At 54.1% G+C, this 20118-nt stretch carries 17 protein-coding genes and 1 tRNA gene; 7 read left to right on the top strand and 11 right to left on the bottom strand.

Annotation, left to right across the window (positions count from 1 at the left end; translation table 11 throughout):
* Positions 1 to 30 precede the first annotated feature (30 nt).
* Positions 31 to 3198 carry an AAA family ATPase gene (locus LQZ19_RS09255; RefSeq protein ID WP_411047389.1) on the bottom strand — a complete coding sequence of 1056 codons (3168 nt, stop codon included), beginning with the start codon at positions 3196 to 3198 and terminating at the stop codon, positions 31 to 33.
* Positions 3195 to 4409, bottom strand: coding sequence for a metallophosphoesterase family protein (locus tag LQZ19_RS09260; protein WP_411047390.1), 1215 nt, complete (start codon positions 4407 to 4409; stop codon positions 3195 to 3197). Before LQZ19_RS09260 ends, LQZ19_RS09255 begins: the two co-directional genes overlap by 4 nt.
* A gap of 114 nt (positions 4410 to 4523) precedes the next feature.
* Between LQZ19_RS09260 and LQZ19_RS09265 the strand changes: the two genes are divergently transcribed.
* Positions 4524 to 5165: a hypothetical protein gene (locus LQZ19_RS09265; protein WP_411047391.1), complete on the top strand. Its 642-nt coding sequence runs from the start codon at positions 4524 to 4526 to the stop codon at positions 5163 to 5165.
* A gap of 43 nt (positions 5166 to 5208) precedes the next feature.
* Here LQZ19_RS09265 and LQZ19_RS09270 read toward each other — a convergent pair whose 3' ends face one another.
* The 7 genes from LQZ19_RS09270 to LQZ19_RS09300 form a co-directional block, all read right to left on the bottom strand.
* Positions 5209 to 6600, bottom strand: coding sequence for a sensor histidine kinase (locus tag LQZ19_RS09270; protein ID WP_411047392.1), 1392 nt, complete (start codon positions 6598 to 6600; stop codon positions 5209 to 5211).
* Positions 6597 to 7286, bottom strand: coding sequence for a response regulator transcription factor (locus LQZ19_RS09275; protein WP_411047393.1), 690 nt, complete (start codon positions 7284 to 7286; stop codon positions 6597 to 6599). The genes LQZ19_RS09270 and LQZ19_RS09275 overlap by 4 nt, the downstream gene beginning before the upstream one ends.
* The gene (locus LQZ19_RS09280) at positions 7283 to 7483 is read right to left on the bottom strand and encodes a heavy-metal-associated domain-containing protein (RefSeq protein WP_010253854.1); all 201 of its coding nucleotides are present in this window, start codon (positions 7481 to 7483) and stop codon (positions 7283 to 7285) included. The genes LQZ19_RS09275 and LQZ19_RS09280 overlap by 4 nt, the downstream gene beginning before the upstream one ends.
* Positions 7484 to 7523: 40 nt before the next feature.
* Positions 7524 to 10001: a heavy metal translocating P-type ATPase gene (locus tag LQZ19_RS09285; RefSeq protein ID WP_411047394.1), complete on the bottom strand. Its 2478-nt coding sequence runs from the start codon at positions 9999 to 10001 to the stop codon at positions 7524 to 7526.
* An 18-nt stretch (positions 10002 to 10019) separates the two neighbouring features.
* On the bottom strand, positions 10020 to 10730 hold the full coding sequence (locus LQZ19_RS09290; protein ID WP_411047395.1) for a hypothetical protein: 711 nt from the start codon (positions 10728 to 10730) through the stop codon (positions 10020 to 10022).
* A 26-nt stretch (positions 10731 to 10756) separates the two neighbouring features.
* Positions 10757 to 11527: a cupredoxin domain-containing protein gene (locus LQZ19_RS09295; RefSeq protein WP_411047396.1), complete on the bottom strand. Its 771-nt coding sequence runs from the start codon at positions 11525 to 11527 to the stop codon at positions 10757 to 10759.
* 300 nt (positions 11528 to 11827) lie between these two features.
* Positions 11828 to 11901: transfer RNA gene (locus LQZ19_RS09300), tRNA-Arg, on the bottom strand.
* 152 nt (positions 11902 to 12053) lie between these two features.
* Here LQZ19_RS09300 and LQZ19_RS09305 point away from each other — a divergent pair.
* Together LQZ19_RS09305 and LQZ19_RS09310 are read left to right on the top strand one after the other, a co-directional pair.
* A complete protein-coding gene (locus LQZ19_RS09305; RefSeq protein ID WP_411047397.1) occupies positions 12054 to 12857 on the top strand; it encodes a M15 family metallopeptidase in 804 nt (267 codons plus the stop codon).
* A 94-nt stretch (positions 12858 to 12951) separates the two neighbouring features.
* On the top strand, positions 12952 to 13305 hold the full coding sequence (locus tag LQZ19_RS09310; protein WP_411047398.1) for a helix-turn-helix domain-containing protein: 354 nt from the start codon (positions 12952 to 12954) through the stop codon (positions 13303 to 13305).
* Here the strand turns inward: LQZ19_RS09310 and ftsH are convergent.
* A complete protein-coding gene (gene ftsH / locus LQZ19_RS09315) occupies positions 13281 to 15251 on the bottom strand; it encodes an ATP-dependent zinc metalloprotease FtsH (protein ID WP_411047399.1) in 1971 nt (656 codons plus the stop codon). The genes LQZ19_RS09310 and ftsH overlap by 25 nt on opposite strands.
* A 187-nt stretch (positions 15252 to 15438) precedes the next feature.
* On the opposite strand from ftsH, the gene LQZ19_RS09320 reads away from it, so the two are divergent.
* The 4 genes from LQZ19_RS09320 (at position 15439) to LQZ19_RS09335 (ending at position 18934) form a co-directional block, all read left to right on the top strand.
* Positions 15439 to 15972, top strand: a complete 534-nt coding sequence (locus tag LQZ19_RS09320) for an ORF6N domain-containing protein (RefSeq protein ID WP_411047400.1) — start codon at positions 15439 to 15441, stop codon at positions 15970 to 15972.
* Between the two features lie 93 nt (positions 15973 to 16065).
* Positions 16066 to 16887, top strand: a complete 822-nt coding sequence (locus tag LQZ19_RS09325) for a hypothetical protein (protein WP_411047401.1) — start codon at positions 16066 to 16068, stop codon at positions 16885 to 16887.
* Between the two features lie 63 nt (positions 16888 to 16950).
* Positions 16951 to 18255, top strand: a complete 1305-nt coding sequence (locus tag LQZ19_RS09330; protein ID WP_411047402.1) for a galactokinase — start codon at positions 16951 to 16953, stop codon at positions 18253 to 18255.
* A gap of 22 nt (positions 18256 to 18277) precedes the next feature.
* Positions 18278 to 18934 (top strand): GDSL-type esterase/lipase family protein, encoded by a 657-nt coding sequence (locus LQZ19_RS09335; RefSeq protein ID WP_411047403.1) that lies wholly within the window; start codon positions 18278 to 18280, stop codon positions 18932 to 18934.
* Here LQZ19_RS09335 and LQZ19_RS09340 read toward each other — a convergent pair.
* The gene (locus LQZ19_RS09340) at positions 18923 to 20035 is read right to left on the bottom strand and encodes a vWA domain-containing protein (protein ID WP_411047404.1); all 1113 of its coding nucleotides are present in this window, start codon (positions 20033 to 20035) and stop codon (positions 18923 to 18925) included. The two genes, LQZ19_RS09335 and LQZ19_RS09340, sit on opposite strands and share 12 nt — an antisense overlap.
* Positions 20036 to 20118: the final 83 nt, after the last annotated feature.

Consider the following 20118-nt stretch of genomic DNA (forward strand, 5'->3'; position numbering starts at 1 on the left):
GGTATAACCTGAATTCTGTCAAGTTTAGCCTCAAGGCTTCCACATAATGCGCTCTATCCGTGACCCCGATCCGGTTTTGATGAGGTCAATGCGGCTGGGGATGCGGGAACGCATTTCTCCTACGTGGGAGATGAGGCCCACCATACGATGTTCCCGAAGTTCATCCAGGATGATCAGGGCTTTGTCCAGACTTGCATCGTCCAGGCTGCCGAAACCCTCGTCGATGAAGACTGCGTCCAGCCGGACGCCGCCGGAGCGGGTCTGTATGGAGTCGGCCAGACCCAGGGCCAGGCTGATGGATGCCATGAAACTTTCACCTCCGGAAAGGGTTGCGCAGGGCCGGGTCTTCCCGGTGAGGGAGTCGAAAACCGCCAGATCCAGCCCGGCGAGACCCCTGCCGGATTCGCCTTCGCTGTTCAGGATCAGGGAATACCGGAACTCGCTCATCCGCTCCAGCCGTTTAGTGGCAAGGGCGGCTACCTCTTTAAGGTAGAGCCCCAGGAGCCATGCGTCAAAGGCTTTCTTTTTGGGGTTCTTTCCGGACAGATCATCCGAAAGGGCCTGGAGCTGGGCGGCCCGTTGACTAAGCGCCTCGTGCCGGTCCTTGGCTTCCCGGAGCCGGGCTTCGTCCCGTTCCAGGGAGGCGAGATCTGCGGCGGCCCTATCCCGCCGGGCTTCGGCGGCGGTACGGTCTGCGGCCAGGGCTTCCAGGACGGCGCGGAGTTCCGCCGGTTCCCCCGGGGCCGTACCCAAGGGCGCCCGGGCAGCGCGGTTTTCCTCCAGGCTCCGGTCCAGCTCTTCCCCCTGGGTCTTTAGGCGGGACCGTTCTGTTTTCCACCGCTCAACCGACGCCGCCATGACGGTCTCCGTGTCCCGGTCCAGGATGGCGGCCCCCAGGGCTTCGGCATCCGGAAAAGCTGAAGCGGCCAGGGCTTCCTTCAATGCATCGGCGGCCTCCCGGCGCTGCCGTTCCGCCTCGGTCCGGTTCGCCGTGATCCCCTCCTCCCGGGCCTTGGCGGCGGCCAGTTCCCGGCCTGCGGCTTCCCTGGTCTCCCGGATTTCCCGGATACGCTTCTCCAGGCTCTCATTGGCACGGTCCAGGACGGTCAGAGCTTCCGCAGCACCGGACAAGTTCCACTCCCGGAGTAATCCACGGTGTTTCTCCGCCATTTCGGCGGTAGTTTTTTCCAGAATCCGGTATTTTTCCACAAGTCCGGAGGCTTCCTTCTCAATATTCATCTGCTGGGTTAAAAGTCCCTCCCGTTCCCGGTATAGGGCGGCCGCGCTGTCCCCCGCCAACCGGGCTTCTTTTTGCCGGGCCGCCAGGGTGGTAAGACCCCGGGACTTTGCCTCCACAAGCCGGCTCAGTTCCGCAGCCAGGGGCAGGGGCCTATCGGGGCTATGGATTGCGGCGTAGATCTCCCGTAGAACAGGATCGGCGACGTCAAACCCTTCAGCTAAGGGACCCATGCTCTCCCTCATCCTGTCCAGTTTCCGCTGGATTTGGGCAAGCTCCTGGTTTCCGGATTCCAGTTCCGTGGACCGGGCGGTAAGATCCCGCTCCGCATCCTTGAGGGAACCCCGCAGGGATTCTATCCGCTCGCGGATACCAAAGACAGGCGCCCGGGCGGCGGCGGGATTGGGATGCCCTGTGGAACCACAGACCGGACAGGGAGCGCCGGGTTTCAGTTCCGCAGCAAGATGGGCGGCCATATCCGCCTGCTCCCCTGTCTCCTTCGCAGCTTCCTTTTCCGCCAGTTCCTCCCGCAGTACCGGAACCCGCTGCGCCAGTTCCGCCTTCCGGGCTTCCAGGCCCTTGTTTCGGGCTGCTGCCGCGGCGGCTTCCTTCCCCAGTTCTTCCGCCTCAACGGACGCCTGCCGCAGACGCATCAGCCGGTCCTTGAGTTCCCGCTCCCGGTCAAAGCTGTCATTGATGGCCGTCCCTTGATCCGCCAGGGCCTTCCGTTCCGCAATGACCCGATCCTTTTCCTCCAGGCCCCCTTTCAGGGCGGCAATTTTCCGGCGGCCTTCCTTCAGGGCGGCATCGATCTTTTCCATCTCTTCCCGGTTATGGGCCAGGGATTTCTCTTCTCCGGTCATCTCCAAAAGGGCGGGACGTTTTTCCCTGTTTCCGGCCAGTTCCTTTTCCAGAGCCGGAAGCTCCGCTGCCGCGGATTCCGCATCCCGGTGCTTCCGTTCCGCCAGGGTCAATTCCCCGCGGACCTTCTCCAACTCCGTGAGGACCGCAGAGAGGGTCTCCCGCTTTTCCGTTTCAAGGACGAGGTGATGCGCTAAAGGCTGGGCTTTCCGGGACAGGGCAAGCCGGGATTCCTTTTCTTCTATTGATAATGTCTCCGCTTCCAGGATCGCCCTCGCCTTCCCGACCTGTTCAAGCCGCAGTTCAAGGGTCTCCCGGTTTTCTTCCAGGGTAAGTAAATTGCCAAGCCGGACACTTTCCTGCTCTAATTTCTGAGACTCTTCTCTGGCTTTTTTTAATGCCTCCTCCGCCTGTTTATGCAGTTCCGGGTAGGTATCGAAGGAAACCCGCCGAACAATTTCTCCCAGGGTATGCTCCGCCTCCCGCGCCAGGGCAGCCGCTTCCTTAGCCTTATCCTGAGCCAAGATTCGTACCCGTACCGCAAAATCCACCGGGAACAGTTTGCTCAACACTTCCCGCCGTTGGGTAGTATTCTGCCGGAGAAACTCCGCAAATTCGCCCTGAGGGAGGAGGACGATCTTGAAAAATTCCTGGGCCGAAAGGCCGATAAGATCCCGAATCCGCTGATCCGCCTCGGACTTTCGGGAACTCAGGCTTTGGTTCATGACCCCATCGCCGGGGAGTATCTCCCAGAGGGTTGCCGTCTCCTCCACCGTGGTAACGCCGATCCCCCGTTTCTTGAGCTTTTCCTGTTTCGGGCTCCGGTCAACCCGGTAGCGTTTTTCCCCGATGGAAAATTCCAGGGACACCAGACATTCCTGGGTCTCTTCGGCATAATCGCTGCGCAGCCGATCGATGTGCCCCTGCCGGCTGCCGGGGACAGTCCCATAGAGGGCGAAACAAATCGCATCAAAGATGGTGGTCTTTCCGGAACCGGTCTGTCCGGTAATCAAAAAAATTTCATCCAGAACGGTAAAATCAATAAGCGTCTTTCCCACAAAGGGTCCGAAATTTTCCATGCTTAATATGAGGGGTCTCATTGTTCAGCCCCCTGATCCAGTTCCGTAAGCAATTCTCCGAACAGTCCCAGCTTCTCCGTGTCCGCCTCCCCGTAAAGGCCGGTAAGAAAATCTGCAAAGTCCTCCTCGGGGCTCCGCTTCTTGCCGGTAAGCGCCGGAACCGCATCATCGCTGCCGGCAAAAAGCCGCGCAAAGGCCTCCCCCTGCTTAACCGAAAGAAGCTGGGGAAACCGGGGTCTGAGCAGCGGAAGGGGATTATCGATCAGGGCTGTATCGGTAAGGGTGATTTCCAAGTAATCATTCTCGGCTTCCTTCACCACCGGGTCGTTGATGGAATCCCGGTAGAAAAAATTGAAGGAACCCCGGAGACGGCGGAGCCTCCGCAAGGGCTTCACGGGGATGGGCGTAACGATAGGCCCGGCGCCAGTTTCCAGTTCAACCGACAGGAATACTTTTTCCTGATCCGGACCTGCTGTGTCCAACGCCTCGTCAAAGGAATACGCCAGGGGACTTCCGGAATACCAGGTATTAGAACTAACTTTTTGGAAACGGTGGAGGTGCCCCAGGGCGGTATAATCAAAGCCCGCAAAAAGGTTCGCGTCCACCTGCTCCGCCGTACCGAGAAAAATCCGTTCAGACTCGGACTCCCGGCCCCCCAGGGTAAAGAGATGCGCCCCCAGGACGGTTAGAGAAGCCCCAGCCTCCACCGCTTTGATACGGGCGGTTTCCAGCCGGGCCGCCGCAATTTCCGCGAGCCTGCCTTGGGAACGGACCGGATCCCCCGGGGATGAGCTTTCGATTTCAGGCTCGCCAAGACAGCCGGGGTACAGGAAGGGGAGCAGAAAAAATGCGCAGCCTTCGCCCTGCCGTGTCACCAGCACCGGCTCGAAACCCTGCTCCGGCCCGCCGGCAATATGGATACCCAGCTTGGCGAACAGTTCCCGGCCAAAACCCAAGCGAGGGGCGGAATCGTGGTTTCCCGGCAGGATAAGGATAGCCAGATCCGGCCGGGCGGCGCGGAGCTTTCCCAGGAAGCCTCCGAAAAGGGCCACCGCCTCCGGGGAGGGGATGGATCGATCGTAGATATCCCCGGCTATGAGAAGGGCGCTATAGGATGTATCCGAAAGGACCTCCCCCAACTGATCCAGCATCACCGCCTGGTCCTCTAAAAGGGAGTGTTCATAAAAAATCTTGCCTAGGTGCAAATCCGCAGTATGGAGAAATTTAAACATACCAGAAGGGTATCATAAAAAACAGGCAAATTGAAGAGCACAGACCTACCCGATAGTGGAGCCGCTATTGACAAATTTGACGATGCCCTTATATCCTAAGATCCGAGGACTATTATGCGTAATAAAATTATATTACTGGCAGGACTTATTGTTCTTGGTATTGGATTAAACGCAGAGGATAATAATAAACGATATGTTTCTATAAGTTATTTTATGAAAATACATTTTGGAAATTTTGATAAGTTTTCAGCTATTCAAGATCCAAATCTGCCTAAATTGTCTAATAATACCCGATTCCATGGAATGAAAATAGAAATAGGGTTAACAGAAAATATAATTATTGGTTTATATACAACCGGAAGCTTAAATGATAATAGAAATGATAATGGGTATACAAGTTGGGGAGGCGCTTTAGGCGTTCCTTATGTGCAGTATAAATATTTTATCAACGAATCATTTTTTGGTAGTTTTGGCATTGGTCTAGGATGTGGAAGGTTTACCTATTCAACATCCTACCGGAACGGCGATAAAAGTATAACATCCCATAATGATAAAATATTTCTTGAACCAATGGCAAATATTGGTTATATTGTCCCGGTAATTCCATGGCAATTTATAATTTCTCCGGAAGTGTCTTATATAACCAACCTGGAAATTCCGGGATTAAGTAATGGTTATTATGCCGGTGAAAATAATGACATAAATGCATTTCCAAAGGGATGGATACTTGGTAGTTCTATCGGATACAAATTCTAATATACCTTCATTCCCAAAATCTAAAGGCCTTTTTTGAACAGGCCTACAAAACTTCCCTGGGTAGGCGTACCATAAATACACTCCCCTTTCCGGTCCTGCTTTCCGCTTGTATCTGCCCCCCATGGGCGTTTACTATGGTCTGAACAATGGAGAGCCCTATCCCGGCCCCGCCGGTATTCCTGTTCCGGGACTTGTCGGACCGATAGAACCGTTCAAATATGTGGGGCAGCTCATCCGCCTCCATGCCGATTCCGGTATCCGCTACACTTACTTCGCAGTATTGCTGCGTTTCTGATAGAGTAACGGTAATACTGCCCAGGTCGGTATATTTAAGGGCATTTGAAATAAGATTGGTAAATACCTGGGTCAGCCGGTCATAATCAGCGTTAACCGTTATTACCGCGGGGCTAAGAAGCTTAATCTCGATGCCCTTTTCCAGTGCTGCCGGACGGAACCGTTCCACAGCGGCGCCGGCAAGTTTTGTCAAATCACATTCAGTTTTATGCAGGATGAGATTTTTCTGTTCCAGGATTGAAAGGCGGTTCAGATCCTCCACCAGCTTGTTAAGCCGGGAAATTTCTTCGTAAGCACTGGAAAGCCGCTCCGCCGTGGGTTCCCATACGCCGTCGATCATGGCCTCCATATTTCCCTGAAGACAGGTTAGGGGGGTACGCAGTTCATGGGCAATATCCGCGGTCAGTTGTTTCTGCCAGCGTTCTCCGTTCTCCAGGGCCGCCGCAAGATCATTCACCGACCGTGAAAGTTCGCGGAGTTCCCGGGTTCCGTAACGATCGGAAACCCGCGCCGAAAGCTCTCCGCAGGCGATCCGCCGGGCTGCCTCGGAAGCCCTGAGGACGGGCCTGGAAATCTCCGCAGCCAGAAAGACGGAAAGCAGGATGCTCAGGATGATGAAGATGCCACCGGATACCAACAGGAAATTATTGAGACCCGATAGGAATGCGGACTCAGTTTTACTATAAAAAAAGGGACCGTAGGTATCAATATTAAGAAATCCAATAGGAACATCCTGATACGCAAGGTGATACTGATTTGTCTGAAACGATCCCCCTACCCCGAATTCATTTTCCATCCGGTCGATAATTTCGTTGATCACCATGGCGCACTGCTGCATGTCGCAGGCACGGGCGTCCCAGACTATTTCACCCTTAATGTCTACCACTGATACGATATAGCCCTGGTGAACAAAGTACATACCCATGGCTTCTACGCTGATCACATCAAAACTACCGGTGTTGGGATCCCACTGTTCAGCAATGGTATCGGCAATTTCCCTGCTTTCGGTGTTGATATTCTCCGTAACAAAGGCGGAAAACAATTTCTCCGCAAACCGGTTGATGATAAAACCCATAACAAGAACGGAGACGCAGATAAACAAGGCGTAGCTCAGGGCCAGGCGGTTCCTCAGACTGATCAAAGAGACACCTCCCCTCCGAATCTGTACCCCATGCCGTAAACCGTGAGGATATACCGGGGGTTCCGGGTATCGTCCTCTATTTTTTGCCGTAGGTTTTTTATATGGGAATCGATGGTACGGTCAAAACCATCGTACTCGTCGTTTTTGATATTATCGATAATCTCATCCCGGGTAAAAATTTTATGGGGCCTGGACATAAGCAGCGTTAGTATTTTGTACTCGTTCGGGGTCAGGGTCAGGGCAACTCCGTTCTTACTCACCCGGCGGTTCTCCGTATCCGCCGACAGGACATCGCAGGTCAGGACCCGCCCTTCCACTGGTCCGCCGCCGGAGCGGCGCAGCGCTGCTGCAACCCGGGCCATGAGCTGCCGGGGGCTGAAGGGCTTGGTCACATAATCATCGGCGCCGATACGGAGCCCGTTGATGATGCTCTCCTCATCAACCCTGGCGGTCATCATGATGATGGGCATATCCGATTCAGAGCGTACCCTGCGGCACAGTTCCTCGCCGGAAAGGTCCGGCAGCATCAGGTCCAGGAGCATGAGATCCACAGCATTACTCTGCAGCGCCGCCAGGGCTTCCTTCCCGTTTTTTGCGGTCAGCGCCCGGTACCCACTTTTTTCCAGATAGGACTTTACAATATCGAGGATCTTCGGTTCGTCGTCTACAACCAGGACGGCGTTCACACTACCTCATAACCCGCTTCTACAACCGCAGCCTTTAGGGCATCCAGGGTTACCGCATCCCCGTGATCCACCACGGCGGAATTCTCTTTAAGGCTTACCGCCGCGGAGCTGACCCCGGCCACTTCTTCCAATGCGTCCTTAACGTGTTTTACACAATGTTCACAGGACATCCCGTCAATTTTTAAGTTCGTTTTCATGATCGCTCCTATCTCCTATTAGTATGCTGTTAATAATATCCTATAACTTTGATGGCTTAAAGCCCCTTAAACGCAGGGCGTTACTCAGTACCGAGACCGAGGAAAAGCTCATGGCCAGGGCGGCGATCACCGGATTGAGCAGAGGGCCGCCGAACAGGTAGAGGACGCCCATGGCGATGGGTATACCCAGGGTATTGTACGCAAAGGCCCAGAAAAGATTCTGCTTGATGTTCACAATGGTCTTGCGGGAAAGCTCAATGGCGGTGGCCACGTCCCGCAGGTCGCTCTTCATGAGAACTATGTCGGCGGATTCCATGGCGACATCGGTACCGGAACCTATGGCCATACCCACGTCGGCCTGAGCCAGAGCCGGAGCGTCGTTGATACCATCCCCGACCATGGCGGTTTTCTTACCACTCGCCTGCAGCTTCTTTACCTCCGCCGCCTTGTCCTCCGGCAGTACCTCCGCCAGAACCGTATCAATACCCACCTGTTTGGCGATAGCCGCGGCGGTACGTTTGTTGTCCCCGGTGATCATCGCCACCTGGACACCAAGCCGGTGGAGCCGTTCCACCGCCTCGGCGCTGCTTGCTTTAACCGTGTCCGCCACAGCGATGATGCCGCCCAGAGCGCCGTCTACCGCTACGAACATAGGCGTCTTGCCATCACCGGCAAGGCGCTCCGCATTGGCGGCGGCGTCTCCCAGGGGGATATTTTTTTCAGCCATCAGCTTCTCATTTCCCAGAAGCACCGTCTTACCCTGGATTACTGTTTGGATGCCGCGGCCGGGAATGGCTTGGAACTGTTCCGCCGGGAAAAGCTCTAAACCTTTTTCCTCCGCCGCCCGGACTATGGCTTCACCCAGGGGATGTTCGCTGCCCTTTTCGCCGGAGGCCGCTAACTGCAGCAGGGACTTGTCACCAGACGCCGTATCCGCACCGCCTTGCTCATTGCCCGTCAGGATGATGTCGGTAACCGTCGGCTTACCTTCAGTAATAGTACCGGTTTTGTCCAGCACCACCACACCGATCTTGTGGGCCGTTTCCAGGGCCACACCGCTCTTAATCAGCACCCCATACTGGGCGCCCTTACCGGTTCCCACCATGATGGCAGTAGGGGTAGCCAGGCCCAGCGCGCAGGGGCAGGCGATAACCAGCACCGATATGAGGATGGTGATAGAAAAGGCGACGGTCTCCCCGGAGAAAAACCAGGCCCCGGCGCCTATGAGGGCCAGCACTATTACTACGGGCACAAAGTAGCCGGAGATAATATCCGCAAGCCGGGCGATGGGAGCCTTGGAACCCTGGGCATTTTCTACCAGCTTGATGATCTGCGCCAGGGCGGTGTCCTTGCCAACCCGGGTTGCCCGGTATTTGACCGAACCGTTCTTGTTGATACTCGCCCCAATTACCGTATCTCCGATATTTTTCTCCACAGGGATACTCTCGCCGGTGAGCATGGATTCGTCCACCGCGGTGAGCCCCTCGGTAACAATGCCGTCCACGGGGAACTTCTCCCCGGGGCGTACCACCACGATGTCCCCCACTTCCACTTCGTCAATGGGAACCAGTATTTCTACTCCGTCCCGTATCACCGCAGCCTGTTTCGGCGCAAGGCCGATAAGTTTCTTGATGGCCTCCGAAGTCTTGCCCTTGGAAACCGCTTCCATATATTTACCTAAGGTGATAAGCGCCAGGATTACTGCGGCCCCCTCAAAGTAAAGTTCGTAGTCCACATTACCGTTAAAGAAGATCTGGTACACCCCGTAGAAACTATAGAGGTACGCTGCGGAAGTACCGATGGCGATGAGGGAATCCATGTTGGGACTGAACTTTACCAGGTTACGGAAACCCACGGTATAGTAGCGCCGCCCGATTATCATCACCGGGGTACACATCAAGAATTGTATCAGGGCAAATTGTTTTGGATAACGCATGGTATTGAGGAAACCCGGCAGGTTGACCCCCAGGGCTTCCAAAATCATGGGGACCATGGCAATGAACAGTAAGGGGAAAGCGAAAATCGCCGAAAAGATGAACCGGTTCCGCAGGGCATTAATTTCACCCTGCTTCTTCCCCGCAAGATCCTTCTCGTCGGCATCCTCAATGGCCTTGTACCCCGCTTTGGTAACCGCAGCTTTGATAATAGCCGTGGTCAGAAGATCCGGATCGAAGGTAATGTTCAGCTTTTCTGTAGCCAGATTTACGCTGGCTTCATCTACCCCGGAAAGTTTTTTTGTTACCCGCTCCACGGTCCGGGCGCAGGCGGCGCAGGTCATCCCCTGGATGTTGAAGGCCTTGCTTACCGACTGGGTCAAAGCCTTGTACCCGGCCTTTTCTACCGCCTCCTGGATGGTCTTTATGGTAAGCTCCCCATCATTAAAACTGATACTGAGCTTTTCCGTGGCCAGGTTCACATTGGCCTCCGCAACCCCGGGCAGTTTTTTGGTTACCCGTTCCACCGTCTTGGCGCATGCCGCGCAGGTCATCCCTTCTATCACTAAAACTTTGCTGGTCATAGTTTCTCCAAATTTACTTTAATTTACCAGGGTATATATTTCTACCAACTGGTTGGGATTAGCTCCCATACCCATGCCGCTGCCCATCGACGCCGGCTGAAAAACCCAACCGTCCAGCCGGGTTATATCAAGCCCCGCCGCAGTCAGGGGATCCGCGGGAATTACAAAGGTGATATCCGCATCGCTCAAACCCAGTTCTTCCGTCCACTGCACCTCGAAGGGCGTATCCCCTTCATCGTAGAGGAAGAGCCGGTAGTGCTGAAGTTCCCCATGGTATTTTACCATACCGTTCTTCTGCTTGAGGATACGCCGGAGGGCATCCTCGGAACCCTGGGCGTTTTGCTTTTTATCACTAACGTTGTACGGATGCAGCAACAAATCCGGCAGGTTTTCCCCGCCCTCAACTTTGGCTGCCTGGAACACATAGCCGGTCCCGTCCAGGCGGCTCACATCCAACCCTGCCCGGATAAAGGGCTCTGCGGGGATCACCATGGCAAAGTCAATGTTATTCGCCCCGGTATCCTTGGTCCACTCAAACTTAGCGCCCCCGGGAAGGGAGAGCCCCCAATGCTTTAGGGCATCATGATAGCCCTTTCGATCCGGATTCGCTTTAACAATGGCGTTAAAAGCCGCCAAAGCCTCGTCGGACTCCCGGCCGCCGGTCTGTACCCGGTTACAGCCTGCCAAAACCAGTAAGGTCCCTACAATTAATAATACGTATCTTTTCATCCTTTCATCCTTATCAATGTATTTTTTCACAATCTTCTTGAACCACCGCTGCAACAGCCGCCGCGGCCAAATCCGTTTTGGGTAAGGGCATCCCCCTGATCATCAAAATCTTCCGGCGTCCGGTAGGGATCGTCCCCTTCCGGGTCTTCAAACCCCGGTTCGCCAAAGGCAAACCCGCCGGCGCCGCAGCAGCCCCCGGGCCCGCCGAAGCCGGAAAAATCATCCTCATCCGCTTCAAGGGCTGCAGTCCGCAGCATCGCCTGCCCGGGCCGGTACAGGGTCGGCCGGAACGAGCCTGAGCTTTCGGCGGACAAATTCTCCACCACAGTGATGGTGCTCCGGATCATCCCCATCCAGCAGGAGTAGGCTATGTTCCCGGTTTCAGTGGGGGTAAATTCCACCACCGTACTCCCGACCTTCAGACGCTGACGGACATTGAACTTAGGAATTATCATGGCTCCGTTACAGCCGTTCAGGCTGCCCTGTTCCATCGAAATAGTCCACTTGACGGGAATCCCAACCTGAACCGTGATAGGCACATAGCGGCGGGAACTGAAGGTAGTGGCAATAATCTGTTCACCGCCCTGTACCTCGGCCGGGTTCCGGTACGGACCTGATCCAGCCGCTGCGGGGATCCTGGCAACAGCGGCGCCGCTGCCATCAGCTCTAGGGGAACCGCTAACTGCCTCAAACCTGTCTGTTTTCTGTCCGGAAAGGCCCTGGGCTTTCACCCTGCACCCCGGAAGAGCAAAAACCAGCGCTATGAGGATTCCAGCCGTAATAATGGTTTTTTTCATCCAATACCTGCCTTTTGTTTACAGGTTTAGTATATGACAAAAATTTGTAGATATTATGGAGATAAATAATTTTTATTTGATGCCTACGGGACACGCGGGACTCGCCTTCCGGGGTTCGGCATCCATGCCTCACCCTTCCAGGCCGGGGTGTTCGCTGCCGGCGGCATACGTCCCTTCGGGCCGTTTGCCGAGAGGAATGGATTTACTGGACGCTAACGCGTCCGGCGGCATCCTGCCGCCTCTTCCTCCCTCCGGTCGGCGCTCGCACCCTTCGAGTCCCGCGGGTCGCTCACTGTCGTTCGCGACACGCGGGACTCGAACCCACTACCCTCAGCTTAGAAGGCTGATGCTCTATCCGGGTGAGCTAGTGTCGCATTACTTTTAGGGAGTGTATCACAAAATCCGGGTCCTGTGATAGTATCCGGATATGTCCTTGTGTTACATCATAGTTGCTTTACTCTGCTTGGCCGGGAGGGGTTTTGCGCAGACTGCGCCGCCAGTGTTGCCGAACCGGGGGGAGACGGTTATGAAAGCCCTGGCTGCGGCCTATCCGGGGCGCATCGGAGCGGCGGAATTCCGTGAAAATTCAACGGCGGATACGGGAGATTGGGCGGTGCAGGTTGGCGAAACCTGGTTCTATTATGCCCAGGGGCGGCTGCTCCCGGAAAATCTCCGGAACCGGTATGCCGAATATGATCCCCAACCTTTTTATAATTATCCCGCAGAATTACCCCCCTGGAAAGACCCGACCCCGGAAGAGACGGAGCGGTTTAAAGATTCCGCCCAGCGACGGGCGGCAAATCCCCCTAAGCGATCCCAGCATTTTTATGACGCCCTCTGGCGGGCTTCTACCAGGGAAGAGTCCTACGACCGGGTAAAAACTATCCGTTTCCTGGGCAGAAGCGTGATGGTCCATTACTCAATTATGGAAGAGTTAGCCCTGGTGGAAGAACGGATTCTGAATACGGCTAAAACCAATGCCCAGGTACGGCAGTGGATGAACCGGCTTGATTCTCTGGCGGGGTGGAACTGGCGGAGCATTGCCGATACCCAAAGCAGAAGTTTCCACGCCTATGGTACGGCGCTTGATCTGCTCCCAACATCCTATGGGGGGCTGCAAACCTACTGGCTTTGGACTGCGCAAAATTTTCCCGCATGGTGGGCCGTACCCTACGAAAGACGGTCCAGCCCTCCGGAGGCGGTGATTAAAGCCTTTGAGGACTACGGCTTCATCTGGGGCGGGAAATGGCTCTTTTTTGATACCATGCATTTTGAATACCGGCCGGAAATATTGATCCTGAACAATTTACCCGTCAAGACCGCTAACTAGGTTCTTCTCCAAAGGCATTGTCACCAAACTATCAGCGACATAACGTATCCAATGGCTATTTGCAACAACATCGATTAAAGCAGAGATTCTCGAGATGGTGAATGATATCTTTGAAGCCGAAATTCGGGCTACATTGGGTAAAAACTTAAAGCGCTTCCGGGCCAGACAAAAAATTTCCCAATTACAACTGGCGGTTAGGGCCGGGTTGACTCATAATTTTATCAATGACCTGGAAAGCGGCAAAAAATGGCTTTCCCCGAAGACCCTGGTCAAGCTTTCAAAGGCGCTGAAAATAGAACCTTTTCAGTTTTTAATGCCCGAAGGAACGATACCCGATCAGGCAGCGGCGGCTCTGGTAGAGCGCCTGGATAATATGACCGATGATTATGTAACGATGGTGAAAGACCTTAAAGGCCGCTACCTTCAGGATTCTACCGGAGAGGATTGAGCTTCTCCCACCAGGGCTTTGAATTCCTTCTCGTCCAGGGTTTCCTTTTCAAGGAGCTGGGCAGCCACCGCATCCAGCACATTTCGGTTCCGCCCCAAAGTCGCCATTACCCCAACATAACGTTCTTCTACGATTTTGGCGATTTCCTCATCAATATATTGTTGGGTTGCCTCGGAATACTCCCGGTGGAACGTGGGTTCCTGGGGCGCATCGCCGGGCATACGCATTCCGCGGGTAGTAAGAGCCACGTTTTTAAAGCGGTTCGACATACCGTAATCGGTTATCATCTTCCGGGCTATGTCCGTAGCCTTGGTCAGATCGTTGGAAGCGCCGGTGGAAAACTCACCGGAAACCATAGCTTCCGCAACCCGGCCGCCAAGGAGTACGTCGATCCGTCCCAGTAGATCCGACTGGGTGATGGTGTAGCGATCCTCAATCGGCATTTGCAGGGTATAACCCAGGGCATAACCCCGGGGAATGATCGAAATCTTCTGCACCGGATCGGAACCGGGGGTAAAGGCGGCAACCAGAGCATGGCCGGCTTCGTGGTACGCGGTGAGTTTGCGCTCCGCCGGTTTCAGCACCCGGGTTTTTTTCTGGAGCCCCGCCACGGTCTTTTCGATAGCTTCGTTAAAGTCCTGCTGCTCCACCAGTTTTCTGCCTCCCCGTACGGCAAGCAGGGCCGCCTCGTTCACGATATTGGCAAGATCCGCCCCGGAAAAACCGGATGTAACCCGGGCAATGGCGGCAAGATCCACCGCGGCATCAAGCTTTACCGCCTTGGAATGGATACGGATGATAGCTTCCCGGCCCTTCAGGTCCGGCCGGTCCACCAGGACCTGGCGGTCAAAGCGGCCGGGCCGGAGCAGCGCCGGGTCCAGTACGTCCGGGCGGTTGGTGGCCGCCAGGATGATAAGGCCGCTGGTGGCGTCAAAACCGTCCATCTCCACCAGGAGCTGGTTCAGGGTCTGCTCCCGCTCATCATTGCCCCCGCCGATATTGTTGATCCGGCTCTTGCCGATGGCGTCCAATTCATCAATAAAAATGATACAGGGCGCCTTTTCCCGGGCTTGCTTAAAGAGGTCCCGCACCCGGGCTGCCCCGACACCCACAAACATCTCCACAAAGTCAGCGCCGCTCATGCGGAAGAAGGATACCCCCGCCTCTCCGGCTACCGCCCGGGCAAGTAGGGTCTTCCCGGTTCCCGGAGGCCCCACTAAAAGCACCCCCTTGGGTATCTTACCCCCTATGTCGGTGTACTTTTTTGGATTTTTTAAGAAGTCCACCACCTCCACCAGTTCATCCTTAGCCTCGTCCACACCGGCCACGTCGGGGAACCGGGTTGCAATATCCCCCTCGGCTACGATCACCGCCCGGGAATTACCTACGGAAAGGACATTGCCCCCCATATTACCCAGCCGTTTCATGAGGAAACGCCAGATAAAGAAGAAAAATGCGATGGGCAGGACCCAGCTAAAGATGATGTTGAGCACCGTGCTTCCCTCCCGGGAAACTGCGTAGTAGGAGACCCCCTTTTCATCCATGAGCTTGACAAGTTCAGGGTCATTGATGGGAACCGTCCGGTAGACCGGCTCAGAGGATGCCCCGTAGGAAGGTCTGAGGCTAGGGGTAGAAGACGGGGTTGATCGCTGGAGGGTGGTATACCCGGTAAAGTAGGAATCGGTCAGCTCCACCCGCTTAATTTCCCCGGCGACAATCTTGTTCTTAAACTCCGAAAAATCGACCGTGGGGTTAACCTTATTCAGGAATACGTAGTTAAAAAGGCTCATCGCCACAACAAGGATGAGGATGTACACGATGGAAAACCGCCATCCGCCAAAACGCTTTGGATCCGGCAGCTTAGGACCTCCAAAGGGAAACTGGGGTCCCGAATTCTTGGGTTTCTTCTTATCGCTTCCGGGTCCTTCGGACTGGGTATCACTCATCAAACGCTCCTTAGAGGCGGCACAAAATGTATATATATATTAATATCCATCTTTTACGGGGATTATTCAATATAAATATGTATAGATGGAACGCCACCTAGTCCGGCAAAGCTAAATGGGGGTGACATATGTCACTTTTATAACGTTTTTTCCTTTGCTAAGGAGAATATAGGTAAGATAATAAATTATGGACGAAGTAATACCCATACATACCCTGATCCACGAGATCCGTGGGTGTAAAGTGATAATCGATAGCGATTTGGCCGCTTTGTACCAAGTTGAAACCAAGGTGCTAAATCAAGCGGTAAAACGGAATATTGGGCGGTTTCCGTTGGATTTCATGTTTCAATTGACCGAAGATGAATGGCAAACTTTGAGGTCACAAATTGTGACCTCAAAAATCGACGAAAAGAGGGGTGGACGACGGGTTGCGCCATACGCATTTACCGAACATGGTATTTTAATGCTGTCCAGTGTTTTGAAAAGTGATACCGCGATAGATGTAAATATCAAAATAATGCGGGTGTTTATTCAAATGCGTCAGTATGTGCTTTCACAGACCGGTACAAACGAACAAATTATGGAGTTGCGCAAGCTGTTGCTGCTCTATATTGAGAACAATGATAAACGGGTAGAGGATATTCTTCAGGCATTGAATCGTTTTATCGCAAATCCACCGGTATCAAAACCAATCGGATTCAGGGTTAACCGCGAAGATTAGGAATGTGCCCCTTCTTATCAATATTACTCTAAATTGCTCATCATTTTTTCCGATAATCTTAATAGGATTATCGGAATTTAGGTGAGGAGTCAAATGACTTATAAAAGTACAGCCATATTTTTAGCGTTAGGGATTTTTCTCGCCGGAGTCCTGGTTGGGTGCAAAACCCCACCGCCTCCTGAGCCTACTCCGGCTCCGGCTCCGCTGCCTCCGGTAAGGAAGGAAGCGCCCGTTACCCGGGAAGCCCGCCCGGCGGCGCCGCCGCCACCGGAAATCCCCGCGCGGCCAGTTACCCGGGGTATTTTGGAACTGATAGGCAAAAGCGCCTATGAGACACGGGATCTCCAATACTTTATTTCATCCGGTATTACCCTGGAACACGGGAAGGGTATGCAAATTGATATCGAAATATACCAGGGCGGCGAGGGTATGATTAAGGAAATTAATGCCCAAGAAAAAATAATAATTCCAAAAGATACGGGGGGAATACTGATACCCGATACTGATCCCGCTATTCCCGGAGGGCCCCGGACGCTGAAAATTTGTTTTGATGATGTGGATGAACATACCCTGACTTTCAGAGAAAATTCGGCGGATAACCGTTTTTACCTGGTATTCAGAGAAGACCGGCAATACGGCGAATTTACCGAATACGGTAACGAAACCTATAGGGTAGATTTCAAAGGAGAGATCCCCTATGTGTATGTCAAACTGGATGAGAGAACCGATGACCAGCCAAGAACCAGGGAACTCCGGGGACGCTATGTGGCATCCCGGGAAAATACACCGGAAACCACCGTACCAGACAGTACTCCCCAGCCAAGCCCTGCTCCGCAGGTCCCCGCGAATGTAAGCCCCTCCGCAGTTCAAAGTGACGATGATGAACTGGATTTGAACACACTCCTGGAACTTTAGCTAATTTCTATATTACAATTTTTACCCCCATTCCGGTATAATTGCAGGGAATGGGGGTTTTTTATGACCGGAAAGGCGTTGCTCGAAGCTATTCAAACCACTAAAGCCGCAGGTATTTTTGAGGATCTCTATGGCCCGGGCCAGGCGGAAACCGCAAGGCGCCGTTATACCGGTCTTATTGAGGGGATACTTCCGGAAACACCGGGGGAACTTAGGGTTTTTACCGCCGCCGGTCGTACCGAGCTGGGGGGCAATCATACGGATCACAACCGGGGGAAGGTACTGGCCGCTTCCATACAACTGGATTCGGTGGCTATTGTGGCGCCCCGGCTGGACAAAAAGGTTTTCTTCCGTTCCACAGGTTACCCCGATGTGTCGGTAAATCTGGCAAAGACCGATGGTTCATCAGACCTGGAAAGCAAGCCGGAAGAAAGGGGAAGTACCGAATCCTTGGTCCGGGGTATCGCAGCGGAATTAACCCGGCGTGGCGTGGCAATTGGAGGCTTTAGCGCCAATGCCGCATCCACGGTGCTATCCGGTTCGGGGCTCTCCTCCTCCGCGGCGGTGGAGGTTCTCTTTGGACGCATTTTCGACAGTCTCTACGGGGGAGGGAAACGATCCGCCCTTGAACTTGCCCAGATTGGGCAGATAGCGGAAAACACCTACTTTGGAAAACCCTGCGGCCTGATGGACCAGACTGCCTGCGCCTCCGGTGGGGCGGTGGCCATCGACTTTGAAGATCCCGCCCATCCCCGGGTAAAACAGATAAACTTCGATCCCGCCTCTGCGGGGTACGCCCTCTGTGTGGTGGATACCCACGGGAGCCATGCCGACTTGACCCCGGATTATACGGCAATTCCCGCCGAAATGAAGGCCGCAGCCGCCGTTCTTGGCAAAGCAGTGCTGCGGGAAGTCACCTTGGAGCAAGTTCTGGCCAAGGCCCCGGAAATCCGAAAGGCTGCCGGAGACCGGGCTTTGCTGCGGGCCATACACTTCTTCGACGAGAACCGGCGGGTGGATGCCATGCTTGCCGCCCTGGAAAAACGGGCCATCGCCGATTTCCTGGATCTGGTCAACCAGTCCGGGGATTCCTCCTGGGAACTGCTGCAGAATATCTATTCCCCCAAACATCCTGAGAAACAGGGGGTCTCCACAGCCCTGGCCCTAACCCGGAATTTTATTGATACCGAAGCTGCGGGTTTAGGCGCCTGCCGGGTCCATGGAGGCGGTTTTGCGGGAACCATCCAGGTTTATATCCCCCTGGACCGCATGGATGCATATAAATTGAAAATGGAAGCCGTTTTCGGCGCCAATTCGGTTACGGTTCTCCGGATCCGATCCACAGGCGCCGCGGAACTGTACTTCTGAATAATATTGTAAGGAGAAGCTCGTGAAACACATACTCTGCTTTGGAGATTCAAATTCCTGGGGATGGGACGCCGATTCCTATGATCTGCCAACCGGTATCGTTAAACGTATGCCCTATGAGGTCCGTTGGCCCGGGCTGGCGCAAAAACTTCTTGGAAGCGAATACCGCATCATCGAAAATACCCTGAACGCCCGTACCCTGGTGTGGGATGATCCCTATCAGCCCCACCGGCTCGGCCTTGCAAGCCTGGAGGAGACCCTGGACGCAAACGCGCCTCTGGATCTGGTGATACTACAGCTTGGGGCAAATGAACTTAAACAGATGTTTAACCTGAGCGCCCGGAAAATAAGCCGGGGGCTTGATAAACTTATCCTCACCGCCCAGCAGGAATACTATGGTTATCCGGCGCCCCAGGTCCTGGTGATAGCCCCCGCTCCGGTAAGCCCCGATATAGGCAAGTGTATGTTCGGTCACGATTTTGGTCCCCAGGCATACGAAAAAAGCCTGGAATTCTCCTACCTTTACAAGCAGGCAGCGGCATCCCGGAGCTGCGCCTTTATCGACTGCGCCCCCCTCAAGTTTACCCTGAACCCCCGGGATGGCCTCCACTACAGCCGGGAGGATCACACCAAACTGGGCAATGCCGTGGCGGACAAAATTCGGGAGCTACTGGGGTAGAATAATTGCATTGAGCTTTAGACCCCGATCATCCATGGCCTTAATCACCATGTCCTTAGAGATCTTACCCCGCTGCCGTGGATGGGGGGGCGCGTCACCGATGAGGATTATCATTTTTGTGTCCGCGTTCCAGGGGAATTTAACTGAACCTTCGTAAAGCGCTTCGTGGACCGCCTCGGGAATATCCCGGCCGCCCCCAACCCGGATGGCATTCAGGGTGGTCCGAAATTTCCCAAAGTCATCGGTAAAGGGAACAAGTTGGGTAAGGTATAATTCATTATAATCCTTGTAAAGAACCATACCGATCCGGAATCCATCAAATTCGGCAATGAGTTCCTCCAGGCGGGGAATAAGGAGTTCCCGGATCGAGTCGATATCGTCCCGCATACTTCCCGTGGTGTCCAGGCAGATGACCAGATCCACCTTTTTGCCCTTTTCCTTTTCCAGGATTTCCCCAATCTTCTCCACCAGGTCATCCGGCCCCTTTGAATAAACAAGTTCTCCCCTGCCGTCAACAATTTCCGCAAAGGAATCTACCGTATCCTTCATATAGTTCCCCTCCGGAGGACCGGCCAGGGGCTGCTGGGTAACCCGCACCACAAAGGGATTGTCCCGGAAGCGATCCCGGTAATCACCGTAGGGTAGGGCAAAGGCGCGTATATTAAGGTAGGTTCCGTCCACCACATAGACCTCCCCGTGACGGGTCGATGCGTAACCGTAGTAAAGAAGATAGGGAATATAGAGCTGGAAAGCCTGACCAAACTGGGAATCCGGCTCCGGGCTTGAATCGACGATGGACCAGATGCCGGTTTCCCGGGGTATGGGGACGCCGTTCAGTATGCGGGGCTCGTCACCGTTTATGGGGTTCCATGCTGCGGCACGGTAGGCGTAATTATCTTCATTAAAGGAAGGGTCCTTGGTAGATTCGGTTAGCAGAACCGAATTAATACCGGGTTTCTTTCGTATAAATAGATGGAATCCGCCATCCACCCGCTGTTCAATCCGCAGATCCTCAATATTTACGGACAGATCCTGCCCGGAAGCCTGAGCTATTCCAAGAAGAAAAATAATCCCCGCAAACACCATACTTTTAAGACGCATACCTATGATTATCGGCTGGGAGTGCGATTTTGACCCACAATCGATATATAAAAATTTTGGCGGATATTTCAGGCAAACGTCTC

This window comes from Treponema primitia, assembly GCF_046533075.1.
In the GTDB taxonomy this organism is placed as follows: Bacteria; Spirochaetota; Spirochaetia; order Treponematales; family Breznakiellaceae; genus Termitinema; species Termitinema primitia_B.

Excerpts from the sequence above, each read along its gene's own strand:
- LQZ19_RS09265 (WP_411047391.1), top strand. The coding sequence starts at position 4,524 with ATGCGTAATAAAATTATATTACTGGCAGGACTTATTGTTCTTGGTATT.
- LQZ19_RS09305 (WP_411047397.1), top strand. The coding sequence starts at position 12,054 with ATGAAAGCCCTGGCTGCGGCCTATCCGGGGCGCATCGGAGCGGCGGAA.
- LQZ19_RS09340 (WP_411047404.1), bottom strand. The coding sequence starts at position 20,035 with ATGCGTCTTAAAAGTATGGTGTTTGCGGGGATTATTTTTCTTCTTGGA.
- LQZ19_RS09325 (WP_411047401.1), top strand. The coding sequence starts at position 16,066 with ATGACTTATAAAAGTACAGCCATATTTTTAGCGTTAGGGATTTTTCTC.
- LQZ19_RS09255 (WP_411047389.1), bottom strand. The coding sequence starts at position 3,198 with ATGAGACCCCTCATATTAAGCATGGAAAATTTCGGACCCTTTGTGGGA.
- LQZ19_RS09280 (WP_010253854.1), bottom strand. The coding sequence starts at position 7,483 with ATGAAAACGAACTTAAAAATTGACGGGATGTCCTGTGAACATTGTGTA.
- LQZ19_RS09260 (WP_411047390.1), bottom strand. The coding sequence starts at position 4,409 with ATGTTTAAATTTCTCCATACTGCGGATTTGCACCTAGGCAAGATTTTT.
- LQZ19_RS09320 (WP_411047400.1), top strand. The coding sequence starts at position 15,439 with ATGGACGAAGTAATACCCATACATACCCTGATCCACGAGATCCGTGGG.
- ftsH (WP_411047399.1), bottom strand. The coding sequence starts at position 15,251 with ATGAGTGATACCCAGTCCGAAGGACCCGGAAGCGATAAGAAGAAACCC.
- LQZ19_RS09285 (WP_411047394.1), bottom strand. The coding sequence starts at position 10,001 with ATGACCAGCAAAGTTTTAGTGATAGAAGGGATGACCTGCGCGGCATGC.
- LQZ19_RS09295 (WP_411047396.1), bottom strand. The coding sequence starts at position 11,527 with ATGAAAAAAACCATTATTACGGCTGGAATCCTCATAGCGCTGGTTTTT.
- LQZ19_RS09310 (WP_411047398.1), top strand. The coding sequence starts at position 12,952 with ATGGTGAATGATATCTTTGAAGCCGAAATTCGGGCTACATTGGGTAAA.
- LQZ19_RS09290 (WP_411047395.1), bottom strand. The coding sequence starts at position 10,730 with ATGAAAAGATACGTATTATTAATTGTAGGGACCTTACTGGTTTTGGCA.
- LQZ19_RS09330 (WP_411047402.1), top strand. The coding sequence starts at position 16,951 with ATGACCGGAAAGGCGTTGCTCGAAGCTATTCAAACCACTAAAGCCGCA.